This window comes from Polyangiaceae bacterium (assembly GCA_020633205.1).
GTDB lineage: Bacteria > Myxococcota_A > Polyangia > Polyangiales > Polyangiaceae > JAHBVY01.
On sequence record JACKEB010000010.1, the window covers coordinates 285781 to 308810 of the forward strand.

18 protein-coding genes are annotated in these 23030 nt (G+C 65.6%); 8 read left to right on the forward strand and 10 right to left on the reverse strand.

Annotated elements, in window-relative coordinates; genetic code table 11:
• Window positions 1–4 precede the first annotated feature (4 nt).
• Window positions 5–880, forward strand: coding sequence for a DUF1223 domain-containing protein (locus H6718_01265; GenBank protein ID MCB9583991.1), 876 nt, complete (start codon window positions 5–7; stop codon window positions 878–880).
• Between the two features lie 20 nt (window positions 881–900).
• On the opposite strand, the gene H6718_01270 is transcribed toward H6718_01265, so the two are convergent.
• Both H6718_01270 and H6718_01275 read right to left on the reverse strand, forming a co-directional pair.
• Window positions 901–2871 (reverse strand): hypothetical protein, encoded by a 1971-nt coding sequence (locus H6718_01270; GenBank protein ID MCB9583992.1) that lies wholly within the window; start codon window positions 2869–2871, stop codon window positions 901–903.
• Between the two features lie 80 nt (window positions 2872–2951).
• Complete coding sequence (locus tag H6718_01275) at window positions 2952–4076, reverse strand: tRNA-dihydrouridine synthase family protein (protein ID MCB9583993.1); 1125 nt, start codon at window positions 4074–4076, stop codon at window positions 2952–2954.
• Between the two features lie 79 nt (window positions 4077–4155).
• Between H6718_01275 and H6718_01280 the strand changes: the two genes are divergently transcribed.
• Window positions 4156–5148, forward strand: coding sequence for a D-2-hydroxyacid dehydrogenase (locus H6718_01280; protein MCB9583994.1), 993 nt, complete (start codon window positions 4156–4158; stop codon window positions 5146–5148).
• A gap of 1 nt (window position 5149) precedes the next feature.
• On the opposite strand, the gene H6718_01285 is transcribed toward H6718_01280, so the two are convergent.
• The 3 genes from H6718_01285 to H6718_01295 form a co-directional block, all read right to left on the reverse strand.
• Window positions 5150–5512 (reverse strand): DUF1330 domain-containing protein, encoded by a 363-nt coding sequence (locus tag H6718_01285; protein ID MCB9583995.1) that lies wholly within the window; start codon window positions 5510–5512, stop codon window positions 5150–5152.
• 80 nt (window positions 5513–5592) lie between these two features.
• A complete protein-coding gene (locus H6718_01290; protein MCB9583996.1) occupies window positions 5593–6729 on the reverse strand; it encodes a hypothetical protein in 1137 nt (378 codons plus the stop codon).
• A 26-nt stretch (window positions 6730–6755) separates the two neighbouring features.
• Complete coding sequence (locus tag H6718_01295; protein MCB9583997.1) at window positions 6756–7988, reverse strand: DUF1704 domain-containing protein; 1233 nt, start codon at window positions 7986–7988, stop codon at window positions 6756–6758.
• Window positions 7989–8161: 173 nt separating this feature from the next.
• Here H6718_01295 and H6718_01300 point away from each other — a divergent pair, with 173 nt between their 5' ends.
• The 3 genes from H6718_01300 (at window position 8162) to H6718_01310 (ending at window position 10859) form a co-directional block, all read left to right on the forward strand.
• Window positions 8162–9796 (forward strand): AMP-binding protein, encoded by a 1635-nt coding sequence (locus H6718_01300; GenBank protein ID MCB9583998.1) that lies wholly within the window; start codon window positions 8162–8164, stop codon window positions 9794–9796.
• Window positions 9797–9877: 81 nt separating this feature from the next.
• Window positions 9878–10126 carry a hypothetical protein gene (locus H6718_01305; protein ID MCB9583999.1) on the forward strand — a complete coding sequence of 83 codons (249 nt, stop codon included), beginning with the start codon at window positions 9878–9880 and terminating at the stop codon, window positions 10124–10126.
• 58 nt (window positions 10127–10184) lie between these two features.
• On the forward strand, window positions 10185–10859 hold the full coding sequence (locus H6718_01310; GenBank protein MCB9584000.1) for a hypothetical protein: 675 nt from the start codon (window positions 10185–10187) through the stop codon (window positions 10857–10859).
• Between the two features lie 51 nt (window positions 10860–10910).
• Here the strand turns inward: H6718_01310 and H6718_01315 are convergent, their stop codons facing one another.
• Both H6718_01315 and H6718_01320 read right to left on the reverse strand, forming a co-directional pair.
• Window positions 10911–12779 (reverse strand): hypothetical protein, encoded by a 1869-nt coding sequence (locus H6718_01315; GenBank protein ID MCB9584001.1) that lies wholly within the window; start codon window positions 12777–12779, stop codon window positions 10911–10913.
• Window positions 12780–12832: 53 nt separating this feature from the next.
• Window positions 12833–14020, reverse strand: coding sequence for a PD40 domain-containing protein (locus tag H6718_01320; protein MCB9584002.1), 1188 nt, complete (start codon window positions 14018–14020; stop codon window positions 12833–12835).
• Window positions 14021–14146: 126 nt separating this feature from the next.
• On the opposite strand from H6718_01320, the gene H6718_01325 reads away from it, so the two are divergent.
• Window positions 14147–15817 (forward strand): acyl-CoA dehydrogenase family protein, encoded by a 1671-nt coding sequence (locus tag H6718_01325; protein ID MCB9584003.1) that lies wholly within the window; start codon window positions 14147–14149, stop codon window positions 15815–15817.
• Window positions 15818–15853: 36 nt separating this feature from the next.
• Here H6718_01325 and H6718_01330 read toward each other — a convergent pair whose 3' ends face one another.
• Window positions 15854–16975, reverse strand: a complete 1122-nt coding sequence (locus H6718_01330) for a PQQ-binding-like beta-propeller repeat protein (GenBank protein ID MCB9584004.1) — start codon at window positions 16973–16975, stop codon at window positions 15854–15856.
• Between the two features lie 87 nt (window positions 16976–17062).
• Window positions 17063–17647 (reverse strand): DUF3575 domain-containing protein, encoded by a 585-nt coding sequence (locus H6718_01335; GenBank protein ID MCB9584005.1) that lies wholly within the window; start codon window positions 17645–17647, stop codon window positions 17063–17065.
• 78 nt (window positions 17648–17725) lie between these two features.
• Between H6718_01335 and H6718_01340 the strand changes: the two genes are divergently transcribed.
• Together H6718_01340 and H6718_01345 are read left to right on the forward strand one after the other, a co-directional pair.
• Window positions 17726–20734 carry a DEAD/DEAH box helicase gene (locus H6718_01340; GenBank protein MCB9584006.1) on the forward strand — a complete coding sequence of 1003 codons (3009 nt, stop codon included), beginning with the start codon at window positions 17726–17728 and terminating at the stop codon, window positions 20732–20734.
• A gap of 42 nt (window positions 20735–20776) precedes the next feature.
• Entirely contained in the window at window positions 20777–22156 is a 1380-nt protein-coding gene (locus H6718_01345; GenBank protein MCB9584007.1) for a hypothetical protein, read from the forward strand.
• A 66-nt stretch (window positions 22157–22222) separates the two neighbouring features.
• Here the strand turns inward: H6718_01345 and H6718_01350 are convergent, their stop codons facing one another.
• Window positions 22223–22939, reverse strand: a complete 717-nt coding sequence (locus H6718_01350) for a collagen-like protein (GenBank protein MCB9584008.1) — start codon at window positions 22937–22939, stop codon at window positions 22223–22225.
• Window positions 22940–23030 lie beyond the last annotated feature (91 nt).

Genomic DNA, 23030 nt, shown 5'->3' on the forward strand with positions numbered 1-23030 from the left:
TTGCGTGTCCGACTCGAAAGCAGCTTCTTTGAGCCGCCGCGCCTGGCTCGGCGGCGCACTAGCCCTCGCCTGTTCGAGAGCCACCGAGGCGCCGGCGGAGGTGTCCGCAGAGACTGCCGGCGCAGCGCATGGCGGCGACGCACTTGGTGGCACCGAACGCAGCAACCAGCGACCCGCAAAGGCAGAGGCCGCCGGCTCTGGATTCGCCGTGGTCGAGCTCTTCACCTCTCAAGGCTGCTCGAGCTGCCCTCCGGCGGACCGCGTCTTGCGGACACTGACCGACGACGCAGACCAGTCCGTGCTCACCCTGAGCTTCCACGTCGACTACTGGAACTACCTCGGCTGGGCGGATCCGTATAGCAGCGCCCGTTACTCAGCGCGCCAGCGCAGCTACGCCTCGAGGCTCAGCGGTGGTCGCGTTTTCACGCCTCAGGCCATCGTCAATGGGCGCCACTCAGCGCTCGGCTCCGCCCAGGGCGAAATCGAGGACTTGATCCGCATGGAAAAGAAAGTCGCGTCGCTGGCGCGGCTAGATCTCGAATATGTCGCGGGCACGCTGAGCTACCGCGCCGGTGCATTGCGAGGCGGAATCAGCGGTGGCTTGAAGTTGGCGCTGCTGCTGCTCCAGAACTCGGTGCACAACCCAGTGCCGCGCGGCGAGAACAGTGGCGAGGACCTGAGTCACGTGCACGTGGTGCGAGCCCTGCTCGAGCGCGAAATGGCACTCGAAGACGACGGTACGGCCACGGGAAACTGGAAGCTGGACCTGGCGGGCCTCACCCCCAAACCCGCGGCTAGTCCCAGCAACTTGAGCGCAGCGGCGTTGATCAGCGATCCCAGCGGGGCGATCGTCGGCGCAACGCTCATCGGCCTCAGCTAGATCCTTTTTTCCGCGTGGTCTCAGTCGACGACCTTCGCTCCGAGTTCGAAGCCGGTCAACGTGCGGGGCTCGCCCTTGTCCAGGTCAATGAACGTGACCCTACCCTCTGGGTGCTCTTGAGCGACGAAGCCGCGGCGCGCTCCGGCCACCATACCCGCGGCGAGCGGCGGGCTCGCGAGGGTGAAGTAGTCCACCTGAAGACTCGGGATCTGCACCAGGTACACCCCGTACAGGTGCTTGTCGTCCGAGCGCACGGTGATCAGCGCTCGATCCGAGTTAGGGCTGAGGGCCACACTCATCGGCGCCGCGTCGGTGCCCACGATCTTTGGGGCGCGCAGCTCCGCCGCGGGGACGATGGAGAAACCGCCGACCTTGGTCGAGCCTGGGGCTTGGCCTTGCAACACGACGGCGTGGGTGCCATCGGGTGTCGCGAAGACGGCCTTCACCGGCGCCTTGAGATCGACCGTACGCAGAGTCAGCGTTTGGGTGTCCGCGATGGACAAGGTGTTCGACGAAACGGCGTTCGTGTAGAGCAACGCGGGGTTGTCAGTCGGCGACAGGCTGACGCTGCCGAAGTACTCCGTCGACTCGAGGGTGCTCGCCAAACTTGAATCCGTGAGGATCCCCGGTAGGGGCAGGAGCACCATCTGGGACTTATGCTCTTGCTGACCACCACTGCCGGCCGCGCCGCTTGCGCCTGCAGATCCTGCTCCGCCACCCGCGCCCGCTACGCTGCCAGTGCCGGCTGCGCCACTCGTACCCGCTGCGCCACTGGTGCCCGCTGCGCCACTGGTGCCCGCTGCGCCACTGGTGCCCGCTGCGCCACTCGTACCCGCTGCACCGCTGGTACCCGCTGCGCCACTCGTGCCGGCCACGCCGCCAACCCCAGCGCCGCCGGCCGTGCCGCCGCTCCCACCAGCTGCCGCGCCGCCGCTGCTGGCCCCTGCAGCACCACCCATCCCCGCGGAACCGCCGGCTCCTCCGGAGCCACCAGTCAGCCCTGCCTCGCGCACAACCGCCACGGCCAGCGAACCGGACGCGCTCAGGTCGAGATCCGTGACGTTGCCTGCGAGCTCGATCTGCGAAGAGCTGCCATCATCCAGGTTCACGAAGCGTACAGCTGGACTCAAGTCGCGCCGCACGAGCGCCACGCTGCCATCGGAGGTGATGGTGACGTCACGCGAGGCTGGATTCTCCAAGGGGTCGTCAGTGACTTCGACCTGTCGGGTCACCCGTGGACCAAGCTCGTCCAGTTCGATCACGCTGATCCCCGGCTCGCTGATCACGAACGCGCGGCTCTCGTCGTCGCTGAAAAAGATGCGCTCCGGACGGTAGCCAACGCTGAGACGGGTTGCGCTCTCAGAGCCAGAGGTCAGGCGCAGCACAGTGATGTCTTGGAAGCTTTGAGTGACGTCGGCGTTCGGCACGTTGCGCGCGTTGGTCCAGGCGACGCCCCATTTGCCAGCGCTCGACAGCGCCCAGGCGTTTGCGCCGTCATGGGTTGGCAAGCTCACGCCAGAGACGCCCTCAGGCGTCGCGCGCAGCAACGTGGCGTCCCGACTGCCCGTGTTCAGCACGACCGCAGTGTCACTTCCGCCCGGCACCGCTGCGAGGTAGGTCGGGTTCAAGCCAGCCTCGACGATCCGTACCTCGAAGGTCAGCGCATCGACCAGCGCGACTCGACCGCTGTCAGGGTTCGCCGTCCAGATCAGCTTGCCCGTGGAGACCGGGCTCTGGAAGCTGCTCTCGAGCTCTTGCTCTGGCGGTGTTCCGGCGGTTCCTCCGCCGCCGCCGGCGCCCGAGCCACCGCTTGCGTTGCCGCTACCGCCATTGGCTCCAGGCGTCCCGAGCCCGCCTTCGGCCTCCCCATCCGCGGAACAGTGAATGAGACCGAGCGTCGCCGCCAACAGCCCCAACAGAGACAGCCTCGAACCCCAAGTCGTGACGCGGCGTTGCCCCTCGCCGCGCGCTCCCCAAGCAAGCCAACCCATCGCCGGACTCGCTGTGCAAACCACGCGCCAAGCAAGCAAACGCGGAACGTCTCGGCAGATCCGCGGGAAATCGCCAAGCTTCAGCGGAGTGAGGCGTGGCTCAACTCGTGGCTGGTGTCTGCGTACCCTGACTTCGCTGTCCCGGCGCCGAGCGCGCTGCCAACGCTCTCGAGTCCGTGGCGCGGCGACGCCGCGAGATCGAGCTGCTCCGCTGGGAGCTCCAGCAGGAAGCGCTCACTCACCCTCAGAAATTCATCGAGTGACTGAGTCCGTCGGACATCCTTCAGGAATCCAGCGCCTCCCAGGATCCCCCGGGAGACGAAGGTGCAGAGCTCTTTCAGCTTTCCGAGCACACCTTGCCCGCGCACGTGCCGAAAGACCGGAACGTAGCGCTGCGAAGTACGCTGGAGGTACTCGAGGACATCGAGCGGCGTCGGATCGAATGCGGCTTGCCCGGCGCGCAGCTCCGCGAGCTGACGAAAGATCCAAGGGTTGCGAATCGCCGGCCTGCCGATCATGACCGCTGCACAGCCTGTTTCCGCCTGGAGACGCAGCGCGCTCTCGGCGTACCACAAGTCGCCGTTGCCAATCACCGGCACCGACAAGTGCCGCGCGAGCAGACCGACAATGCGCCAGTCCGCAACGCCGGAGTAGAAGTCCGCACGCCGACGCGGATGGACGCTGATGAAATCCACCCCCGCGCGCTGCACCGTCTCCGCGATTTGGAGCACGTGCTCCGCATCGTCGAACCCGGCGCGGATCTTTGCTGATAGCAGGCCGGGGGTGGCTTCTCGCATCTGACTCAGCACCTCGAACAACACCTGCGGTTGCTTGAGCATCGCGGCGCCGACGCCCTTCTTGACAATGCGCGGCATCGGGCAGCCGAGGTTCACGTCGATCACGGCGGCGCCGGCCTCGGATACGTAGCGCGCGGCCTCCGCCATGCGGTCCGCGTCGTTGCCCATCACCTGCACACTCAGCGCGACGCCAGGCGACGGCTGGATCGCGCGCCGAATCACTTCTGGGTTCATCGGTGACGAGGTCACGCGCACGAACTCGGTGCACACCAGGTCGAGGCCACCCTCTGCGACGATGGCGTGGCGAAACGCCGGGTGCCCCACGCCCTCCATCGGCGCCAGTACGTTGCGCCACGGCAGGCGCTCGTGGGGCGCGTGATGAGCTGGGGGCTTCAACTTGGGATTCACGGGGACGCCCCGGCTTGACCCAAAGCGCTGCTGCCCGCAAGCGTCCACTCTCGAGGACGCGCGTGCTACGGGAACCAGCATGAAGCCGCGTCTGGTGGTGCTCGATGGACACACGCTAAACCCAGGGGATCTGAGCTGGTCTGCGTTCGAGGACGGCGTCACGCTGGAGCTTCACGCACGCAGTGGGGATGCGACCGTGGAACGCGCCAAGGGCGCAACCCTCGTACTCACGAATAAAGAGTACCTGAACCGCGCGCGCCTCGAGCAGCTCCCGGACCTGCGCTACATCGGCGTCCTCGCGACGGGGGTGAACGTGGTGGACCTGGAAGCGGCGCGTGAGCGCGGCATCGCAGTCACCAACGTACCTGGCTACGGCGCTGCCAGCGTCGCCCAGCATGTCTTTGCCCTGCTCCTCGAGCTGAGCAACCGGAGCTACCAGCACTCCATTGCCGCGCGGCAAGGTCACTGGGCCAGTTGCCCAGACTTTTGCTTCACCCTCGCAAGCCTCCCGGAGCTGGAGGGGAAGCAACTCGGGATCGTGGGGTTAGGCGCGATAGGGGCCCGTGTGGCCCGCATCGCCACCGCGCTTGGCCTGCGGGTAGCCGTGGCAGATACTCAGCAAAGTCGCCCGGAGGTGCCTGGCGTCGACCTCAGGTGGCTCGGGCTCGACGAGCTGTTCGAAACCAGCCATGTCGTGAGCTTGCACTGCCCCCTCACCCCGGAGACTCGAGACCTCGTGGACACCAAGCGGCTCGAGTTGATGCGACCTGGCGCGTTCCTGATCAACAGCGGACGCGGACACCTGCTGGACGAAGCGGCGTTGCTCGGCGCCCTCGAGCGAGGAGATCTCGGCGGCGCCGCACTAGACGTCCTACGAAAGGAGCCGCCTCCCGCGGATCATCCGCTGATCGCCTACGCCGCGCGGGCGGGGGATGACGCGCGGAAGACACCGCTGATCATCACGCCACATATCGCATGGGCGACGAGGGAGGCGCGCGCTCGACTGATGGATATTGCCGCACGGAACCTGAAGGCGTTCCTGAGGGGCGAACGCCTGAACCGCGTCGACTGAATCAGCGTGTTGGGGGCAGCAGCGGGTCGGTGGCAAAGAGCACCGACTTTTTCAGGGCGTCAGTGCGCAAGTGTGAGATCGCCTGGTACTCGTGGCTCTGCACCATATCCAGCAACGCCGCGCGCTTCGGGTACTCGATGAGCGCCACGAGGTCCCAGCGCTGGTCATCAGAGCCGAGCAGCAGTTCGGCGCCGCGTCCCATGTAAATCGCGCGGCCGCCCCGAGCGCTCAACATCGGCTCCACTGCGCGCGCGTACTTCGCGTAAAGCTCCGCGCCGCCTTCACAGAACCTGAGCAGGTTGAGCATGCACACGGGGCCTTCATCCGCCCGCTGGGCGAAGCGCGAGAGGTCGTCAGGGTTCATTGGGACGCGGTACGCCGTCAGCGCCCAGCGCACAAGGCAGGAACCAGCGAATGGCGGGGCGGGTCAGGCGTCCGGGTCGATCAGGGTCGGGGCGCGCTCAGGTCGATCGGCACGTCGAAACTGAGCCAGGAAGCGAGAACTTGGAACTCCTCGCAGTCCCCCGGGTCCTGGCAGAGCTGGCTCGCAGCACCTTGGAGCCAGCCCCCAACTTGGTCCGTTGGAACCCGGTACAAAACCGAGCAGCCTACCTGTTGCACGATGTTGATCATGTTGCCCGCGCCGAGCTGCGGGTCCACGTCGAAGTCGCTCTTCTTTGGCGCCTTCGGACATTGCTCTTTCGCGAAGTCGTACGCCGCGCCGTCCGTCGGATTGAATCCCCCGGGAATCGAATGGTACAGAAACTGCGGCGCGATCTGGTCCAGGCCGTCCATGCAGGCGAAGCCCTTCAGGCTGCAGTAGCCCGGCCGCCCTGGATACCCAAAAGGCTGGGCGCTCACGATATCCAGGCGCCCGTCCTTGTCAGCGTCGGTGAAGCGAGCAACGGGCGCGGTGTCTACCCGCTGGACCTCAGCCGCGCGGGCCGGATCGGGCTGCGCCACGCCAAAGAGGTCGCACTGCGAGATGGGCTGCGGCACATAGAAGTTTGGGCCACGGTACTCCTCGCCTGTCGCCCGCACGCACAACGCGATTTCGGTTTGGGCGTCGGCGCTCAAGTCCTGCACGGCTTCGATATCGAGGCTGACGGAACCCCGGGCAAAGCCTGCAAAGTAGGGATTGAAAGCCGGTAGCTCCACGCGTGCCTCGCGTCCTGCCGGGTCGATGTGTACGAGCTCGAGCGTGACGACCACCAGCTCGGGTTCACTCACGTCGGTGCGCCGCCCCGCGCTCTTCAGGTCCAGCGCCCACGCCCCACCCAGCGCCCCGTGACACTTACCCAGATTTTCCCAAGGGAAATCATCCTCGGCCAGGGGCGCGAGCTTCGCATCTGGATCGTCGAGCTCTGGCAGCGGAACCTTCCCCGGTTGATTGCGCTCGGCGAGCGCCTTACACGCGTCTCTTACGGAGACCTGCATCACGGGCGCGGTCACAGGCTGATCCACTGGCTCAGCAACGCTTGCGCTGGTCGCTGGCGCGGCGGACGACGCCGTGGGTGCAGGCGCCGCGCCACCACAGCTCACAGCCAACCAAAGACTACCTCCCCCCCAAACCCATCTCATGCTCATCCCCCGATGCCTGAACCAACTCAGTCTTTGGGCGCGACCGGCGGAGGGCGCACGGAGACTGGATTGAGATCGTGAAGCCCAACCTGCTCGAGATCGATGCGGTTCACCACGCGAGAAAAGGCCAGGGTCGCTGCCAGCGTGTGGGTGCTGGCCGCCCAGCGCGGGACGTAGAGCGGCTCCTGAATCCAGCCAGCTTCGAAGGCCTCCTCCAGGTCCAGCACGTCGGCCAAGCTGAGGCGCCCGGCGAACACCCTCCGCACCAGCGCGAGGCGATGCTCCGCTATTGCCTTACGGAAAAACGTATGAACACTAAACAGACCGTGGAGGTAGACGGCGTCCTTGGTAAACACGACCTTGCCGCGGACGTCTCCGCCGCGGAAGACGCGCATGGCGGAGCGCACGCTCTCCATTTCGGTCTGCCCCTGATCCATGAAGAAGCGGAACGTGTCGATGAAATCGGCGCCGTTGAGCGCGTTGTGCACCGCGACCGTGCGCAACGCGAGGCGACGCAGCCGAGCCAGATCGATCGCCCCCGTCAACACCTCCGCCAGCGTGGCTAGGCCCTCCTGGGTCGACGTCGTGCGCGGAGCACCGAGCCCGAGCGCGCCTACGATGGGTTGCGCGCGGCCGTTGAGGGCGGTCGCGCTATGCACGAAAGCTTCGTGCTCGAGGAGCTGCGCTAGATCTTCGTGACTGAAGCAGGTGCGACCCCGAATGCGGATCCGGGTCGCGCTGGCTGCGGCCTTGCTCGCCAGCGACTCATCGATCACCACCTCGACCTGATGTTGCGTGAAGAAGCTACTCATGCGCTGCTCGAGCTCGGCACGCACGTACTCCGCGGTGAGGCAGTAGTCGGCGGCGTCTGGACCGATGCTCTCCGCCAGCGGCCCAGTCGTGTCGAGCAGAGTCTGTGCGGCATCCAAGTACGAAGCGTTGGTCCCCGGCATGCGGGAACTCGGATCACCGTACAGATTGCGACTCAGTTCGAGAAAGCCGCGAGTACCTGCTGCAGTGACCAAGCGCGCGGCGTCCAGGTAAGAAGCTGCTGTTGCCGCAAGGTAACGCCCCAAGGGGTGTCCAAGGTCGAACTCCTCGAGCAGCGCTTCCAGGCCGTCGATTTGCGCGCTGAGATCCACCTGAGGGGGAGTCACGACTGGTAGCTCGCGCTGCCCCTTGTGCCAGCCTTCCACGAAGGCGTCTACGACATCGCTTGGCCAGGTGAGCATGCCAAGCACCTGGATCCCTCGCGCCATCTCCACCAAGCGCGTGCTCTGCTCCTGGATGCGGTCGAGAGCGCTGGTCATCGTCCGAACGATACCGCGAATCCGAGCATTCAGTCCCCTATCCTCTCGGACAATCAGCTCGCGCGATGCGCTGTCTTCCCGCTCAATGCCCTATCCGGCTCAATGCTCTATCATCCTGCCCAATGCCCTCCAGGTTGTTTGGCGCGCTAGATCTCGATCCAACCCAGGAAGCCGCGCTGGTTTCCCCCGATGGCGGCATGCTGTTGAGCTACGCCGAGCTCGAAGGTCGCGTTTGGGCTTTCGCCGCACTGCTCCAGCATCCCGAGCAGCTAGCGCCCGACCTGGAAGGTGGCGACGCGCTCCGCCAGCTCGCAGGCCTGCCTCTCGACAGTCTCGCGCTGTCTGTCGGCAGTCTCATTCGGCCCCTCGACAATCTCGCGCTGCTCTCGAAGAATCGCGCTGAGTATCTGGAGGTGGTCCTCGGCGCCATCGCGGGTGGCGCCTGGCTCACCCCGCTGAACTGGCATTTGTCATCCAGGGAGGTGGCGTATATCCTCACGGATTCGGGCTCGCGCCTGGTCATCGTCGATCCGGAACTCGAGGGCCTTTTGCCTGAGGGGTTTCCGCGGCTGATCTTGGGCGAACGCTACGAGCAAGCGCTGGACCGAGGCTCCCGCGTCGCACGCGAAGCGCCGATGAACGGCAAGCCCGGTGGCACTCGCATCTACACGAGCGGCACGAGCGGGCGCCCCAAGGGCGTCGAACGCCAGCGCGCGACCGATCTCGATGCTGCCTGGGAGGCGCTGCGGGCTGCCGGTCGCGCCCTTGGGCTTGAAGGTCGGCGCGGGGATGGCACGCCGCACACCCACCTGATCACCGGCCCGATGTACCACGCGGCTCCACTGATGTTCGCGGTCTATGACTTGATGAACGGCGCGCGCGTCAGTGTCTTGCCACGCTTCTCCGAGCAGGCGTTCAGCGAGGCTGTGTCTGCCCTCAGGGTAAGCCACACCCACGTCGTCCCGACGATGTGCGTGCGCCTGTTGCGCCTCGATGCCGACGCGCGCCGCGCCCTCGATACATCGAGCTTGGAGCTGGTGTTGCATGGCGCCGCTCCCATCAGCCCCGGGATCAAGCGCCAGATGATCGAGTGGTGGGGTCCACTGCTCGTCGAGTACTGGGGGGCAACGGAAGGCGGCGTCTACACGCTGATCGACTCGCAAGACTGGCTGGAGCATCCCGGTAGCGTTGGCAAGCCGCTCCCGAAATTCGAAGTGTTCGCCCTGGACGATGAGCTGCAGCGCATGCCACCCGGCAGCGTGGGTACCCTGTACTGTCGTCACCGAGAACTACCGACGCCGTTCGTCTATCACCGGGCAGAAGACAAGACACGCGCTTGCTACCTGGAGCCCCACGTCTTCACCGCCGGCGACCTAGGGCATGTGGATGAGGACGGCTATGTGTTTCTCTCCGCGCGCCGCAGCAACCTGATCTTGAGCGGAGGCGTAAACATTTACCCAGCGGAAATCGAAGGAGCGTTCCTCGAGTCACCCTGGGTCGGCGACGTGGCGGCCTACGGCGTGCCCGACGAAGAGTGGGGAGAGCGCGCGTGCGTCGCCATCGAGCTCAGTGAAGCTGGGGCGAGCGAGCGAAACCGCATCGGGGACCAGGCGCTCAGTGACGCCCTGCTAGCGAGCCTGGACGGGCACTTGGCGCGCTACAAGTGGCCTCGAGAGCTGCGAATCGTGGACGCTTTGCCGCGATTGCCCACGGGTAAGATCCGCCACGAGGCGCTGCGAGCGCTTGGGTCGAGCTGAGCGGGAGCGCCCCGAAGACGTGAGCCCTGCGGGAGGCCTTTGCGCGAGACGCCCTCGGGGGCCTCGGATAGGGTGTGGCGTATGTTCGACAAGAACCAGCTCAGCCCGGAAGATCGCGCCTTTCTGGAGAAGGCAGCGGCCCAGGCGCGCCAGAAGCGGATGGAGTACGTGATGACGATGCTGCCGGCGATGGGCGTGCTGATCTTCATTGGCTTCGGACCAACGTTGGGGCTCTTGGCGCTCGGGCTGTTCAGCATCCGCATCACGATCATCACCTTCGTGGCCGGCGTTGCCCTGAGCGGCCTTTTGTATCGCAAGCTCCAGCGTTGAGCGGTTGAACACGCGATTGCTGCTCCCCCGCTGACCCGAGCCCGCTAGTATCGCCGGGATGTCGAACCTCTACGCTCCTCCTCAAGAGCCAGCTCCTGGAACCGCTCCCGCGATGACGGGGACCGAGCCGAAGAGCATGAACACGGTGTTGGTGCTGCTGCTCGTGCTTTCGGCGCTAGGTCTTCTGGGCGCGCTGCTCGGCATGCTTTCGAACCTCACCGGCCTGGGGCAAAGCCCTCCGCCGCCTCAACCCGGCATGCCGCCCGGCTTCGTGGAAGCGCAAGCCAAGATGTATGAGGAACTCCAGGCCGCCTCGATGAAGGGCCCGGCCACGCTGGTCTCTCTGATCGCGGCAGGCGTCGAGGGCTATGTGTTGGCCATGGCGTGGAGTGCGAAGCAGTACAAGAACGCTGCGCGAGAGGCGCTGGTTCGCACGGCGCTGCCAGCGATCATGGTCTTCACGATTCTCAAGCTGATCTGGGGCCTGATCGTCGCGATGCGCACCTACACGGTCTTCACGAACTTCATGGACCGCCTCGAAGCTTCCTTGCCGAGTAGCTCCGCCGGCACGTCAGCGATGAACATCATGAAGGCTGCAGTCCTTGGTGGGACGATTGGCGGGACAATCTTCGCAATCGTCTGGGGGATCGGCTTGACCGTGTTCTACAACTGGAGCCGGAAAGTGCTCGCCCGCCCAGATGTAGAAGCCTACTACGCCGCTCGCGCGGTCTAGCAAGGTGCGGTTGCCCATTCGCGCGCGGCCCTTCTTAGGGCGCCGCGCGGATCACTGATCCGCTGGGATCAGAGTACCCGACGTGGACACCCAGAAGGGTAACGCCGGCTGCTCACCGGGAGCCGGCTTGTCCGCTACTCGAGTCAGCCGGGGATGCAGCCAAAGCTTCACGCGGCCATCCCCCGTGACTGCCCACGCCACGGCGTTCTGGGTGAGGGCAACACTGGGCAACGGCGCCAGCCCCTGAGGCGTGTCCAGCACGAGGTTCAAGACGTTGGGATCCCCACCGACCCCAGGCAGTGCGACCAGCGCGCGCCCTCCTGCCAGTGCCTTCGCGGCGATTGCTTCCGCGGGGAGACTGCGCCAGCGCCCTGCCCCCGGCTGAGCGGGACTGCGCAAGAAGTGGCGCGTCTTGCCGTCGAGCTCCACTTCGACGACCAAGGTGCCGTCCGCGGCGTAGGTGTGCCCGTGCAGCCGCTCGACCTTGGTCCCTGGTAGCGCGACCTCGCTCTGCAAACCCGTCGCGCCCACTACGCCAAAGGACACCGTCTTTTGTTCGGGGTTGCGGCAGGCAAACAGACCGAGACCAATCGCGGTGCTCACCGACTCGAGATGACATCCCGGCGTGACGGGTACGACGTTGAGACCGCTCGACGTCACGAGGGCCACGCTGCCCCAGCGCTTGAGCTTCGCGTCTTGCTTGCACACGCGGTACTTGTGCGTCTCTTCGTGGCTCTGCTTGTCGGCTCCGGTGCCGAGCACCGTGTACTTCTCCACCCGCTCTTCACTGTCTGTGGGGCTGCACGCGGCATCTCCGAGGGCGACCGCCACGCGCTTCCCCGTCGGGAGCGAGGACTCTGACCACTCGAGTGCGAATGCACCACGGGGCGCGGTGCGCCCTGAGAGCACTCCAAGCAGTCCGCCGACGCAGTCCGACTTGCTGACCTTGCTAGCCGCTGTTGGCACCTTGGGCAGCGTGGGCTCGACGACTTCGCCGGGCCAGGCGGTCACCAACCTGCTGTGGAATGGCGCGCTATCCATCCAGTTCCACATGGATTTAGCCATGGTCTTCTCCGGGCAACCATAGCCCGCGACGATGGCGTCCCCCCAGCGCTCCAGCACGCCGCGCTCTGCCAGGAACTCGCGGTTCTCACCGGTCTCTGGCGGCTTGAGCTTGGCCTCGGCGAACGGGCGCCAGCCGTCGCTGACCCAAATCTTGAAGTCGTGCACCTCGACCGCCATGACCCCGTCCCGTCGCACGACGATCTTGCGCACGTCTGGTGGGAGCGCCGGCCCTTCGCGGAACGTCTTGCCCTGGTCCTGGGAGATCCAGAGCTTGTCGTTTTCGCCCTGCTCACCCTTGATGACCACGAACTTGCCGCGCGCGTCCCAGAACTGCGCGCCTGCGGTTGTGCTCAAGAGCTCGAACTCGCCCTTGACCGCGGCGTCCAAGTCCTTCGCACGATAGAGCTCGCCCTCATCGTTCGCGAGCAGCGGCGTGCTGCCGTCGCCCACCAACAGGGCAGCGGCCACATTTCCCTTTGGAATTTTTATCAAACCTCGCATGCCTCGCTCGAGATCCAGCGCGAGGACTCCGTAGGCCGTCAGCGCCAGGTAGGCCTTCTCACTCCACGCGCTGCGCTCGGGTTCTAGCGCCAGCCAGCCGGATTTCGGCTCCCCGGGCGTGGTCAGATCGAGCCAAGGGGGCGGCTGTGCGGGCGCCGCCGCCGCGGGCACGCGCAGGAAGTTATCCGCTGTTGGGGGCGGCGCGGGAGGCGGCGCATAGACGGGGGGCGGCGCCGCCTTCGGCTCATGCGCACAGCTCACCAGTGAAAGCAGCCCCAGGCCACTGACCAACCCGCTGAGTCCCCGACGCAGCGTATGCCCCGACATCCCCAACGAAACGCTCAAGCCAAACATGGCGGGACGCTAACCGAAGCGCCGCGGCTTTGCCCAGGGGCGACGCACTTTGCTCACTCGGAGCGTTGGATCCAGCTCAACTTGGTCACGAATTGCCCGGAATCCACGCAGTCGAGCAGGCGCGTCGCATCCCCGGTGCCGTCTGCCGCCCGAACTTCGATATGAGAGCACTGCGTTGGATCCGGCATCAAGTAGGCAACCCGTGTCCCGTCAGGCGACCAAACCGGATTCGTCACGTCGGCAGCCACGATCGAAACCGGAGTTCCTCCGCTGACATCGCGAACGTACAGGCCGCGAGGCGCGACGCGAGAGCGGTACAAGAACCGCTTTCCGTCGGGCGAGACGACGGGGTTGTCAGCATCCGCCAAGAAGCCCTCGCTGCTGCCATCGCTGACCTGCATGCGGCGGATTTCCCGGACCTGAGTGTTTGGGGGGGTGAGAGTGATGCGGGTAAACAACAGCTCGCTCACGTCTTGTCCTGCAGCTGCTGGGAGCAGCGGCGCCGGATTGAGCTCGAACACGTTGTCTTGGAGCGCGCCGTAGGCCTGATACGTTCCGCAGCCGAAATCGATCCGCCCGAGCTGCCAACCCTTGAAATGGCCCCCGGAACTATCCTCGGCGAAGTCGAAGCGACGACAGACATACAGGCCTGTCCCGTCCGGCGCGAACAAGTGGCACTCATCATTGATATTTCCGTGCGAAACCAGCTCAACCTGCTGCGTCGACGAGTCGTAGAGCCAGGTGTGCTGGATCGAGTCAAGGAAGTTGAGCCCGTAGTTGGTCTCTTGAGCTGGATCTGTTGCGGAGAAAGCGATACGGGCGCCTCCAGGCTCCACGCCCATGCTCCAAACCCTGAGCGCCGTGAACAGCAGGCTCTGCTCGCTGCCGTCCGGACGCATCGCCCGCACGGCGTTGGGCGTGCCCCAGTCGTTGTAGACGATGCTCTCTCCCTGCGGTAACGGATTCTTTGCACTGAACTGAATCGCCGCGGCCGTTGGCCTGGGGAAGCTATCATCCAACGCGGGCGCTCCGACGCAGCCGCCCGCGGCTCCGGCGCCGCCGACCCCGGCGCTGCCTGCCGCGCCGCCCGAGCCAGCAGTGCCTGCTACGCCGGCTCCGCCACCCCCAGCGCCAGCGACACCCGCCGTAGCACCGGCGCCTCCCTCTCCCCCTGATCCCTCGTCCGAACCACACGCGACAAGAAGACAGGCCAAACCAATGCAAGCCAAGCGAACGCGCATGCCTTGCGTGAACCACAGTCCTTTCCCGCACGCAATCCGTGCGGTTGGTTCAGCAACAAAACGCACCGCTGGAGGTGGGACAAACCCCGGGTTGCGCGCGTCGACGGTCCTTGGGATAGATGCCCCATGGGATTCATCCAAGCGCCGCCAGAGCTCGCCCCCCAGTTCGAAGACGACCGCGTGTTGCGCCGATTCCTCGAGCGGCAAGTGCCCGCGGAGGTGCTGAGTGAGATCACACCCAGCCTGAAGGAAATGGGCGAGCTCGCCGCGGGTCGGCTGTATGAGCTCGCGATCCGCCATCGCAACGAGGAGCCGCAGCTCACTTCGTGGGATCCCTGGGGCAATCGCATCGACCACCTCGAGGTGAATACCGCGTGGAAAGAGTACGCGAAGGTCGCCGCGGAAAAGGGTGTGGTTGGTACCGCGTACGAGCGCAAGCACGGCGCCTACTCGCGCATCCATCAGTTTGCGCTGATGTACCTCTTCGCCCCCTCGACGCAGGTCTACACCTGCCCCCTCGCCATGACCGACGGCGCGGCGCGCACCTTGGAGACGCTCGCCAAGCCGGAGCTGCGAGACCGCGTGTTGCCCCGTTTGATCCACAGGGATCCAGCTCAGGCCTGGACCAGTGGCCAGTGGATGACCGAGCGCACCGGTGGCTCCGACGTCGGATTGAGCGAAACCGTCGCCAAGGAGAGCGCCGACGGCTGGCGCCTCTACGGAACGAAGTGGTTCACCTCTGCGGTGACGAGCGAGGTCACGCTCACGTTGGCGCGCCCTGAGGGCAATCCGAGCGGCGGCAAAGGGCTCGCGCTCTTCTTCGTGGAGCTGAAGAACGACCAAGGGCGGCTGAATCACATCTTGGTCAACCGCCTCAAGGAAAAGCTCGGCACGAAGAACCTGCCAACCGCCGAGCTCACGCTCGACGGAACCCTCGCACAGCCCGTGGTCGGCCTCGACAACGGGATCCGCAACATGGCCAACATGCTGAACATCACGCGCACCTGGAACGCGGTGGTCGCCGTCTCGAGCATGCGTCGTGGGCTCGCGTTGGCGCGGGACTACGCCAAGCGCCGCGTGGCGTTCGGTGCGCCGCTAAGCGAGAAGCCCCTGCACCTCGACACGCTGGCTGGCCTTGCCGCCGAGTACGAAGCAGCGTTTCAGTTGGTGTTCGAAGAGGTGCGGCTGATGGGTCGCGCGGAGCTCGGCGAAATCACCGAGGAAGAGCAGCGTGCGCTGTACGCGATTCAGCCGCTCACGAAGCTGATGACGGGCAAGCAGGCGGTGGCTCACGCGAGCGAGGTGCTCGAGTGCTTCGGCGGCGCCGGGTACGTAGAAGACACCGGGCTGCCGGTGTTGCTCCGCGACGCACAGGTCCTGAGCATCTGGGAGGGCACGACGAACGTGCTCAGCTTGGAGACTTTCCGGGCGCTGCAGCGCGAGAACACCTGGGGTCTGTTGTCGGAGAAGATCAAGCGCCACGCGACCTCCGCCAACGACTCGCGCCTCAAAAACCTCGCGGAAACGACCCTGAAGGCGACTGGCCATGCCCTGGAGTGGGTGAGCCGCACGGGCCCCAACGATCCGAGGGCCTTTGAAGCCGGTGCGCGGCGCTGCGCGCTGACGCTGGGCCGAGCGCTGGCCTCTAGCCTGCTCATCGAGCACGCTCAGTGGGAGCTCGATCACGGCGGAGATCCGCGGAGCCTGTACGCCGCGCGGCGCTTCGCCGAGCACGGTATCGACCTGGTGCTGGACAGCTCGGAGCTCGAGGCCAACGCCGCGCTCGCCCTCGGCTGAGCGCGCAATCACGAAGCTTCCTGGCGGCCGCTCGGTCTACAGCGCGGCGGCGTCACCCAAGGTGGCCTTGAGCTTGCCGTCTTTCGGATCGAACAAACAGAGCCCTTTGCCGACCTGGACGTAGACGGCGTCCTTGGATGCCGAGACACCACTCGTCACCAGCAGGTTCGCCGTCGTGTTCTTCCACAGCTGCGTTCCGGTCTTCGCGTCGTAGGCCGTCAGCGCTGGGGGCGTCGCGAAATTGCTGACCACGTACGCGCGGCCCTCGGCTAGCGCCACCCAGGGAGGCGTTGTTCCCGGATAGGTTTGACTCCACAAATGCGCTCCGGCTTGGTCTTGGGCGATCAGCACGGGCGAGGGACCACCAGAAGAAGTCTTGAGCCCAGTGAAGAAGCGGTTGCCCGCCTCGTCCTCGAGGATGCGCGCACTGGCGTTCATGCCCTCGGGCGGCGTCACACCAGAAAGGCGCTTGCCGACCCCTGGTATCATCTGCGCCCCGCACCAGGACGCGTCCCCTGCTGCGGTACCGAGATCGACCAAACTGAGCTGAGTCACCTGGTTGTAGTTTCGCAGGACGACGTTTGGCTTTCCCGACGGATCCGGACAGAACTCACGGATCGCGTGGGGTGCCTGAGCCCGCTGGAGCTCCTTTCCGCTCTTGAGTTCGACCAACACGAGATCCTGGGGGTAGCCGACGATCAGCACGTTCTCCGACGTGGTGTAGAGCGTCGGTCCCATCCCAAACTTGATCGGGCCAACCCGCCACAGCACGTTACCGGTCTTGCCGTCAAACGCCCCCAGGTAGTCCCCGCTCGGGTCGAAGCCACGGTAGCCGCCGAGGAAATCGACAGCACCGTCTCCGTTGAGCTCGATGGGCAGCGCTCGCCCAGGATCCCCCTTGAGCCAGAACTCGGCGGTGTTGAGCCGCGCCTTGGCGTCCGCTTCTTTTCCACCCAGTAATTCGTAGCGGATCTTGGTCCCCACCCAATAGATGCCGTAAATCAAGCCGCAGAGCAGCACGATCCCGTACGTCCAGAAGATCTGATAGCGCTTCTTCGAGTACTTGTTGAGGAAGCGCCCTGCCTTCTTGGAACTCCGCTTGAGGTCTCGCTTGGTGTGCTTGACGAGATCGGAGCCCTTGGGTTTCGGAGCGGACACTCAAACAGTCTACCCAGCGGGAGGGAGATGCATGGCGTGTTTCCTACGGAAAATCTCCGAACCGGGAGAATCGCCTCGTCAGTCGCTCTAAAAGGCCCAGCCGAGGATGATATCCACCTGCGGATACACGCCCTTCACGCCCGCCTTCTTCTGGGAACCGGTCTCATACGCCCAGTACTGCGCGCCAGCTCCGAGCCGCAGCAAGATGCGGTCGTAGTTGAACATCCAGCCGTACCCAGCCGTGGCGCCAACGCTCCACACCGGATTCGATTCCGTCTTGTCGAGCCCATCTTTGGCGTAGCCGATGCCCGCCCGGCCGAACGGCGAGAGGTAGAGCCCCTTCATTCCGGTTCCGAAGGGAAAGATAAAAGGCCGCAGCTCCACTGCCCAAGCGTACGCGTCGGTGTCGGGTCCACCCCAAGTCTCGGTGTACCAGGGCTTGTTGTACTGCAGCGTCAGTCGAAGCGAGAGATGCTTGACGAGGCGTTGCTCGTAGCCCACGCCGAGCACACCGCTGCCGAGGTCTGCTTGGAGGCTATTGGTTGGATCCGGATCGGCGCAGGAAGCGACTTGGTAGGGCGGATCGTCTTCATCCGCGAGCGCCGGCACCGCGACGACGCACAGCGAGACACCCACGAAGCAACCGATCCCTGCGCTCTTCAGCCTACCCATGCTGCGGAGCTACCACGACCTGAGGCCCGACTGGTACCTGACTGGCCTCACCCAAAGAAAACGAGTACATCGCGCGCCATGGTCTCCCCCGCTGAGCGCGCGGCGCTCGAAGAGCTGTTCAAGAGCGTGCGCGGAGCCTCTACCGCGCGCAACTGGAGTCGCGGCGTGGAGATGGCGCGGGCAGGCCACGTGTTTGGCGCTGAGCAAGACGAAGACTCCGTCAGCCTCAAGGTGACCGACCCGAAGCTGCGCATCGCGCCGGTGGCCACGCTCTACGTCGAAGACGCCGAGTGGGACTGCAGCTGCGGTGGCGACGATCCGTGTGCCCACGTAGCGGCCGCGACCATCGCGCTGAAGCGCGCCCGCGAAGAAGGCCAAGCGTTGCCCGAGCCGCCACGCAACCTGGGTGAGCTGGTGTACCGCCTGAAGACCCTGCCGGAACGGGCAGAGCCAGGGGAACAAGTGCTCTTGATCCGCGTCAAGCGCGTCGGCGATCAAGAGACGCTGGTCGACGGCTCCATCGCCGCGCTGCTCAAGAACGACAGCGGCGCGCAGGCGTTGGATATCGAGCAAGCCGATCTGCAGCTCGATCGCGCGCTCTCGGGACGGCCGAACGGCACCCTGCCGCCGGACTTCTTCCAAGGGCTACTACGTTCCCTCGCGGAAGTAAAACACCTCGAGCTCAACGGCAAGCCCTGCCGCGCCTCGGGGGACAGCATCGCACCGCGGGCGCGCGTGGAAGCGACGAAGGCAGGCTTTCGCGTCACCATCGAGCGCCACCCCGACGTGCTCGCCGTGGTGTTGCCTGGGGTTGCCCTGGTGCGCGACGGCGAGGGCGCGGTGCTGAAATCCCTGCGCGGCACCGAGCTGACCGGCAAGCGCCTACAGAACCTGCCGAGCACCCGGGAGTACCCCAAGGCCAAGAGCGCCGAGCTCATCACAACCATCTTGCCCGCGCTGCGCGAGAAGATGGACGTCGACGTACTCACCGACGAGCTGCCCCAGGCGGCGCGCCACCTGAGGCCTCGCGCCGAAGTACAGATCACCCAGGAAGGCGGCAGCATCAGCGCGTTTGCAGTGCTGGTCTATGGCGATCCGCCGGTCGCGCGCATCGACAACGACGAGCTGGTGATCCTGGGTGGCGCCGTACCGGTGCGGGACACCGGCGAAGAAAAGCAGGTCGCGGACCGCCTGCGTGAGGATTTGGGGCTGATCCCTGGTCGCCGCCAGCACTTCCACGCGGAAGCAGCTACCGAGTTTGCCACGCGGCTCGATCGTTACCGCGCGCGCGCAGGGCGCGTGACCGGCGACGCGCCCGAGCGCTTCCTGCGCAAGGCGTCGCTCAGCCCGCAGCTGTCGATCAGCGGCAGCGACTTCTCCCTGGAGTTCTCTGGCACCGCGGACGACGGCAAGGCGGTGAGCGCCGACGCCAACGCAGTGCTCAAGGCGTGGCAACAAGGCCTCGACCTGGTGCCGCTCAGCGATGGTGGCTTCGCTCCCTTGCCGGCGGACTTCTTGAGTCAACACGGCCACCGCGTACTGATGCTGCTGTCCGCGAAGGAACAAAAGGACGAGCTGGCGGCGTACGCAAAGCCGCAGCTGCTCCAGCTGTGCCGCGACCTCGACTACCCCGCGCCGCCTGAGCTTGCTGCGCTGGCTCCGCTGGTCGATGGCTTCGAGGGCCTGCCTGAAGCCAAGCTGCCAAAGACGCTCAACGCGACCCTTAGGCACTACCAAGAGGCCGGCGTCTCCTGGCTCGGCTTCTTGCGTCAGGCAGGCCTCGGCGGCGTGCTGGCAGACGACATGGGCTTGGGCAAGACACTGCAGGCCCTGGCGAGTCTACCTGAGGTCACTACGAAGCAGCGCAAGCGCACTCTGGTCGTGTGTCCGACCAGTGTGCTGATGAACTGGCGCCGCGAAGCCAATAAATTCCGTCCGGATTTAACAGTTTGTGTGTACCACGGTGCGAAGCGCGAGCTCGACAAGCAGGCCGACCTGGTGCTCACGAGCTACGCGCTCTTGCGCCTCGACCGCGACGCGCTGGCCGCCGAGACCTGGAACACGTTGATCCTCGACGAAGCCCAGACCATCAAGAACCCCGACAGCCAAGTGGCTCAAGCGGCGTTTTCAATCCCCGCGGAATTCCGCCTGTCCCTGAGCGGTACGCCCGTCGAAAACCGCCTGGACGAGCTGTGGAGCCAGCTCCACTTCAGCAATCCCGGGCTACTCGGCGGTCGGGCCGACTTCGACAACCGCTTTGCGAAGCCCATCGCAGAGGGCCAGAGCGGCGCGGCCCAGCGCCTGCGCAGCCGCATCGCGCCGTTCCTGCTGCGGCGCCTGAAGCGCGACGTGGCCCCGGAGCTGCCCCCGCGCACCGACGTGACGCTGTATGTCGAGCTGACGGACACGGAGCGAGCCACCTACGACGCCGTGCGAGCGGCGACGGAGAAGGAGCTCGCAAGCCAGCTGGGAGCCGGCAGCAGCGTGCTCGCGGCGCTGGAGGCGCTGCTCCGGTTGCGTCAGGCGTGCTGTCATCCGGCGCTCTTGCCTGGTCACAGCGGCAGCCCTGCGGATACGCCGCCCTCGTCGAAGGTCACGCTGCTGGTCGATCACTTGGAGCGCGCCGCAGCGGAGAACCACAAGAGCCTGGTGTTCTCCCAGTGGACGAGCCTGCTCGACTTGGTGGAGCCCGCGCTGCGCGGCGCTGGGCTCGACTTCGTGCGCCTCGACGGCAGCACCGCCAATCGCGACGCAGTCGTGCAAACTTTCCAGGCGGAATCTGGTCCGCCGGTCATGCTCATCTCTCTGAAGGCGGGCGGCACCGGCTTGAACCTGACCGCAGCGGATCACGTCTTCCTGCTGGATCCCTGGTGGAACCCGGCGGTTGAAGACCAAGCCGCCGATCGCGCCCACCGCATCGGCCAGGAGCGCCCGGTGATCGTGCACCGCATGGTGGCTGAGGACAGTGTGGAGGAGCGCATCCTCGCGCTCCAGGAGCAGAAGCGGGCCATCGCGGATGCGGCCCTTGGGGAAGCCGACAAGGCCCTCAGTCTGACCCGGGAAGACTTGCTTGGCTTGCTTGGTTGACAGCGCCTGGGAATGCCTGCGCCGGTACAACGTACAACGCTCGTGAACAAGACCCCCGCGAGTTGGCCCCTGGGTGTTTCCGCGTTGATTTGCGCGTGCGCCGCTGGCTCCGAGCGCGCCGCGACGCCAGGGGTGACACCCCAGCTCGCATCCTCGACCACGGCAACGGTCGGCACCAACCGACCGGAACCCGCACCGGCACCGCGCACTCATTTCCCGGGGGACTCAATCAGCACCCCCCGAGGCAGTGACGGCGGCCAGGTACTAGCTCTGGACCACTACTTGTACTGGCTCGGCGGCACCACGGGCTGGCCGGACTCGCGGGTGCGGCGCTTCGATACCCGTACGAAAACCTGGGCGGGGATGCCACCGATGCGAGACGGGCGGATGCACTTCGGCGCGACCTCGCTGGGGAGCCGCCTGCTGGTGGTCGGCGGGATGGAAAGCGACTACCGCGACAGCGCCGAGTGGTACGATATCGCCCACGGACTCTGGACGCGCGCTGCAAGGCTTCCAGAGCCCCTCGGTGGCCCTGCCGTGGCTGCGGTCGGCGAATCCATCTACGTCTTCGGTGGCAGCCGCCGCGTCAGCCCGCTCGTCACCGAGTCCGTCCAAACTGCTTACCTTCTTCGAGGAAGCGAGTTCACGCGACTGCCGGACCTACCCAACGCGAGAAGCGGCAGCGCGCCGGTCGTCGTTGGCGACAAGATCTACTTGCTCGGCGGCCGAGTCTTTCGACGCGATGTCGACAACCCAACGGGCGCCGCGGCTCGGGACGTGACGGTCTTTGACACGCGCCTCGGCAAGTGGAGCGAAGCGCCGAGGATGCTGGACGGTGGACAGGGCTGCGCAGTCAGCAGCCAGGGCAAGCTCGTGTTCTTCGAGGAGCACATGGAGCGGAGCCCGAACGTCTACGACCTAGCACGCAAAGGGTGGATCCGTGGGGCAAAGCGCGACCGCGACCGCTTCGGCGACACCGTCGAGGGCTGCGCTGTGATCGACAAGCAAATCTACGTGATCAGCGATCGCGTTCCGGCCTACGGTCCCAAGCTACCCCTCGTGCTCACCTACGATCCGAAGCACGACGCCTGGGAAGTGGTCTATGAGGCCACCAAGCGTGGGGATCGCGATCGCCTTCCCGAGCCCACACCTGAAGCTCCCCCGCCACCCGCGGCAAGCAAGCAGGAGGCCCGCTGCGGTGCCGCATTCGATCACATGCAGCGTGTCTCGCAGCAAGAGCTCGAAGCGTTGCCCCTCGACCAGCGCCCGTCGGCTTCCGCACTCGCCAACATGAAGAAGAGCGACGCCGAACGCCGACGCAAGTTCATCGAGCGCTGTGAGCAAGGCAGCATCGACGTCGCCTGCATCCTGAAGTCAAACGACACCGTCGCCTACATCAAGTGCCTCGCGCCCAAGCGCTGACCAGGCGCCCCGCGTTTCCCCATGGTTTGTGGGTGAGGAGCACCCGCGCTGACGGCTAGCTGCTCATCAAGGGCACACGCTAGCAAAGCCTTGATCCAGGCGACCACCCAAGAAAGCTTCCATCTGGGAGTCACGGGCGCCCGCCTTCACCCGCACAGGCGCGTATTGGAACGAAGCTTCTGCCTCCGCCGGGAAATAACCAAGGTACTCGCACGTGATGGCAGTCGACTGCCCCTGGGCGTCGTTCACGTAGCTGTAGTACGTTCCCACGCACTCGGCGTTGGCGCTGCACGCAGCGGTGCACAGGTCGAACCCGTAGATCGTGGTGTTCTGCGTGTCGGTGAAAATCTTCGGGAACTTCTGCGTGCCGATCACGTAGGCGTTTTTCGCGACGAGCGAGTAGTCGCCGTTGCTCTCGAGGCGCCACGCCCACAGATCACAACCATCTTGTAGCGGGTCGATGGTGCCGGTCGCGTAGCTATAGACTTCCAGGTACTGCGGCGACCCGACGGCGTACGAGCCAAAGTGCTCTCGTGGGGCGCTAGTGGGCGTGGAAGCACCGACCACGCAATCGAGCACGTTGACCACGCCGTCTTGATTGGTGTCTTCCGCCTCCAGGTCTTTGGCGCCGTTCTCGTTGAGGTCCCAGCAGCTCTGCCCGCTCGCGCCCTGTTCGCCTGTCGCGCCCTGTTCACCCGTCGCGCCCTGTTCACCCGTCGCGCCCTGTTCGCCTGAAACGCCTTCGTCACCGCGGGAGCCGTCCGCTCCGGAGCATCCAAACAAGGCGAAAGGCTACAGGCAGCAGACGGCGAGGTTCTTCATCGGTTTCCCCTGGGAACGCTAGGCAAGGTCGCGTGTGCGGCTCCCGCACCGA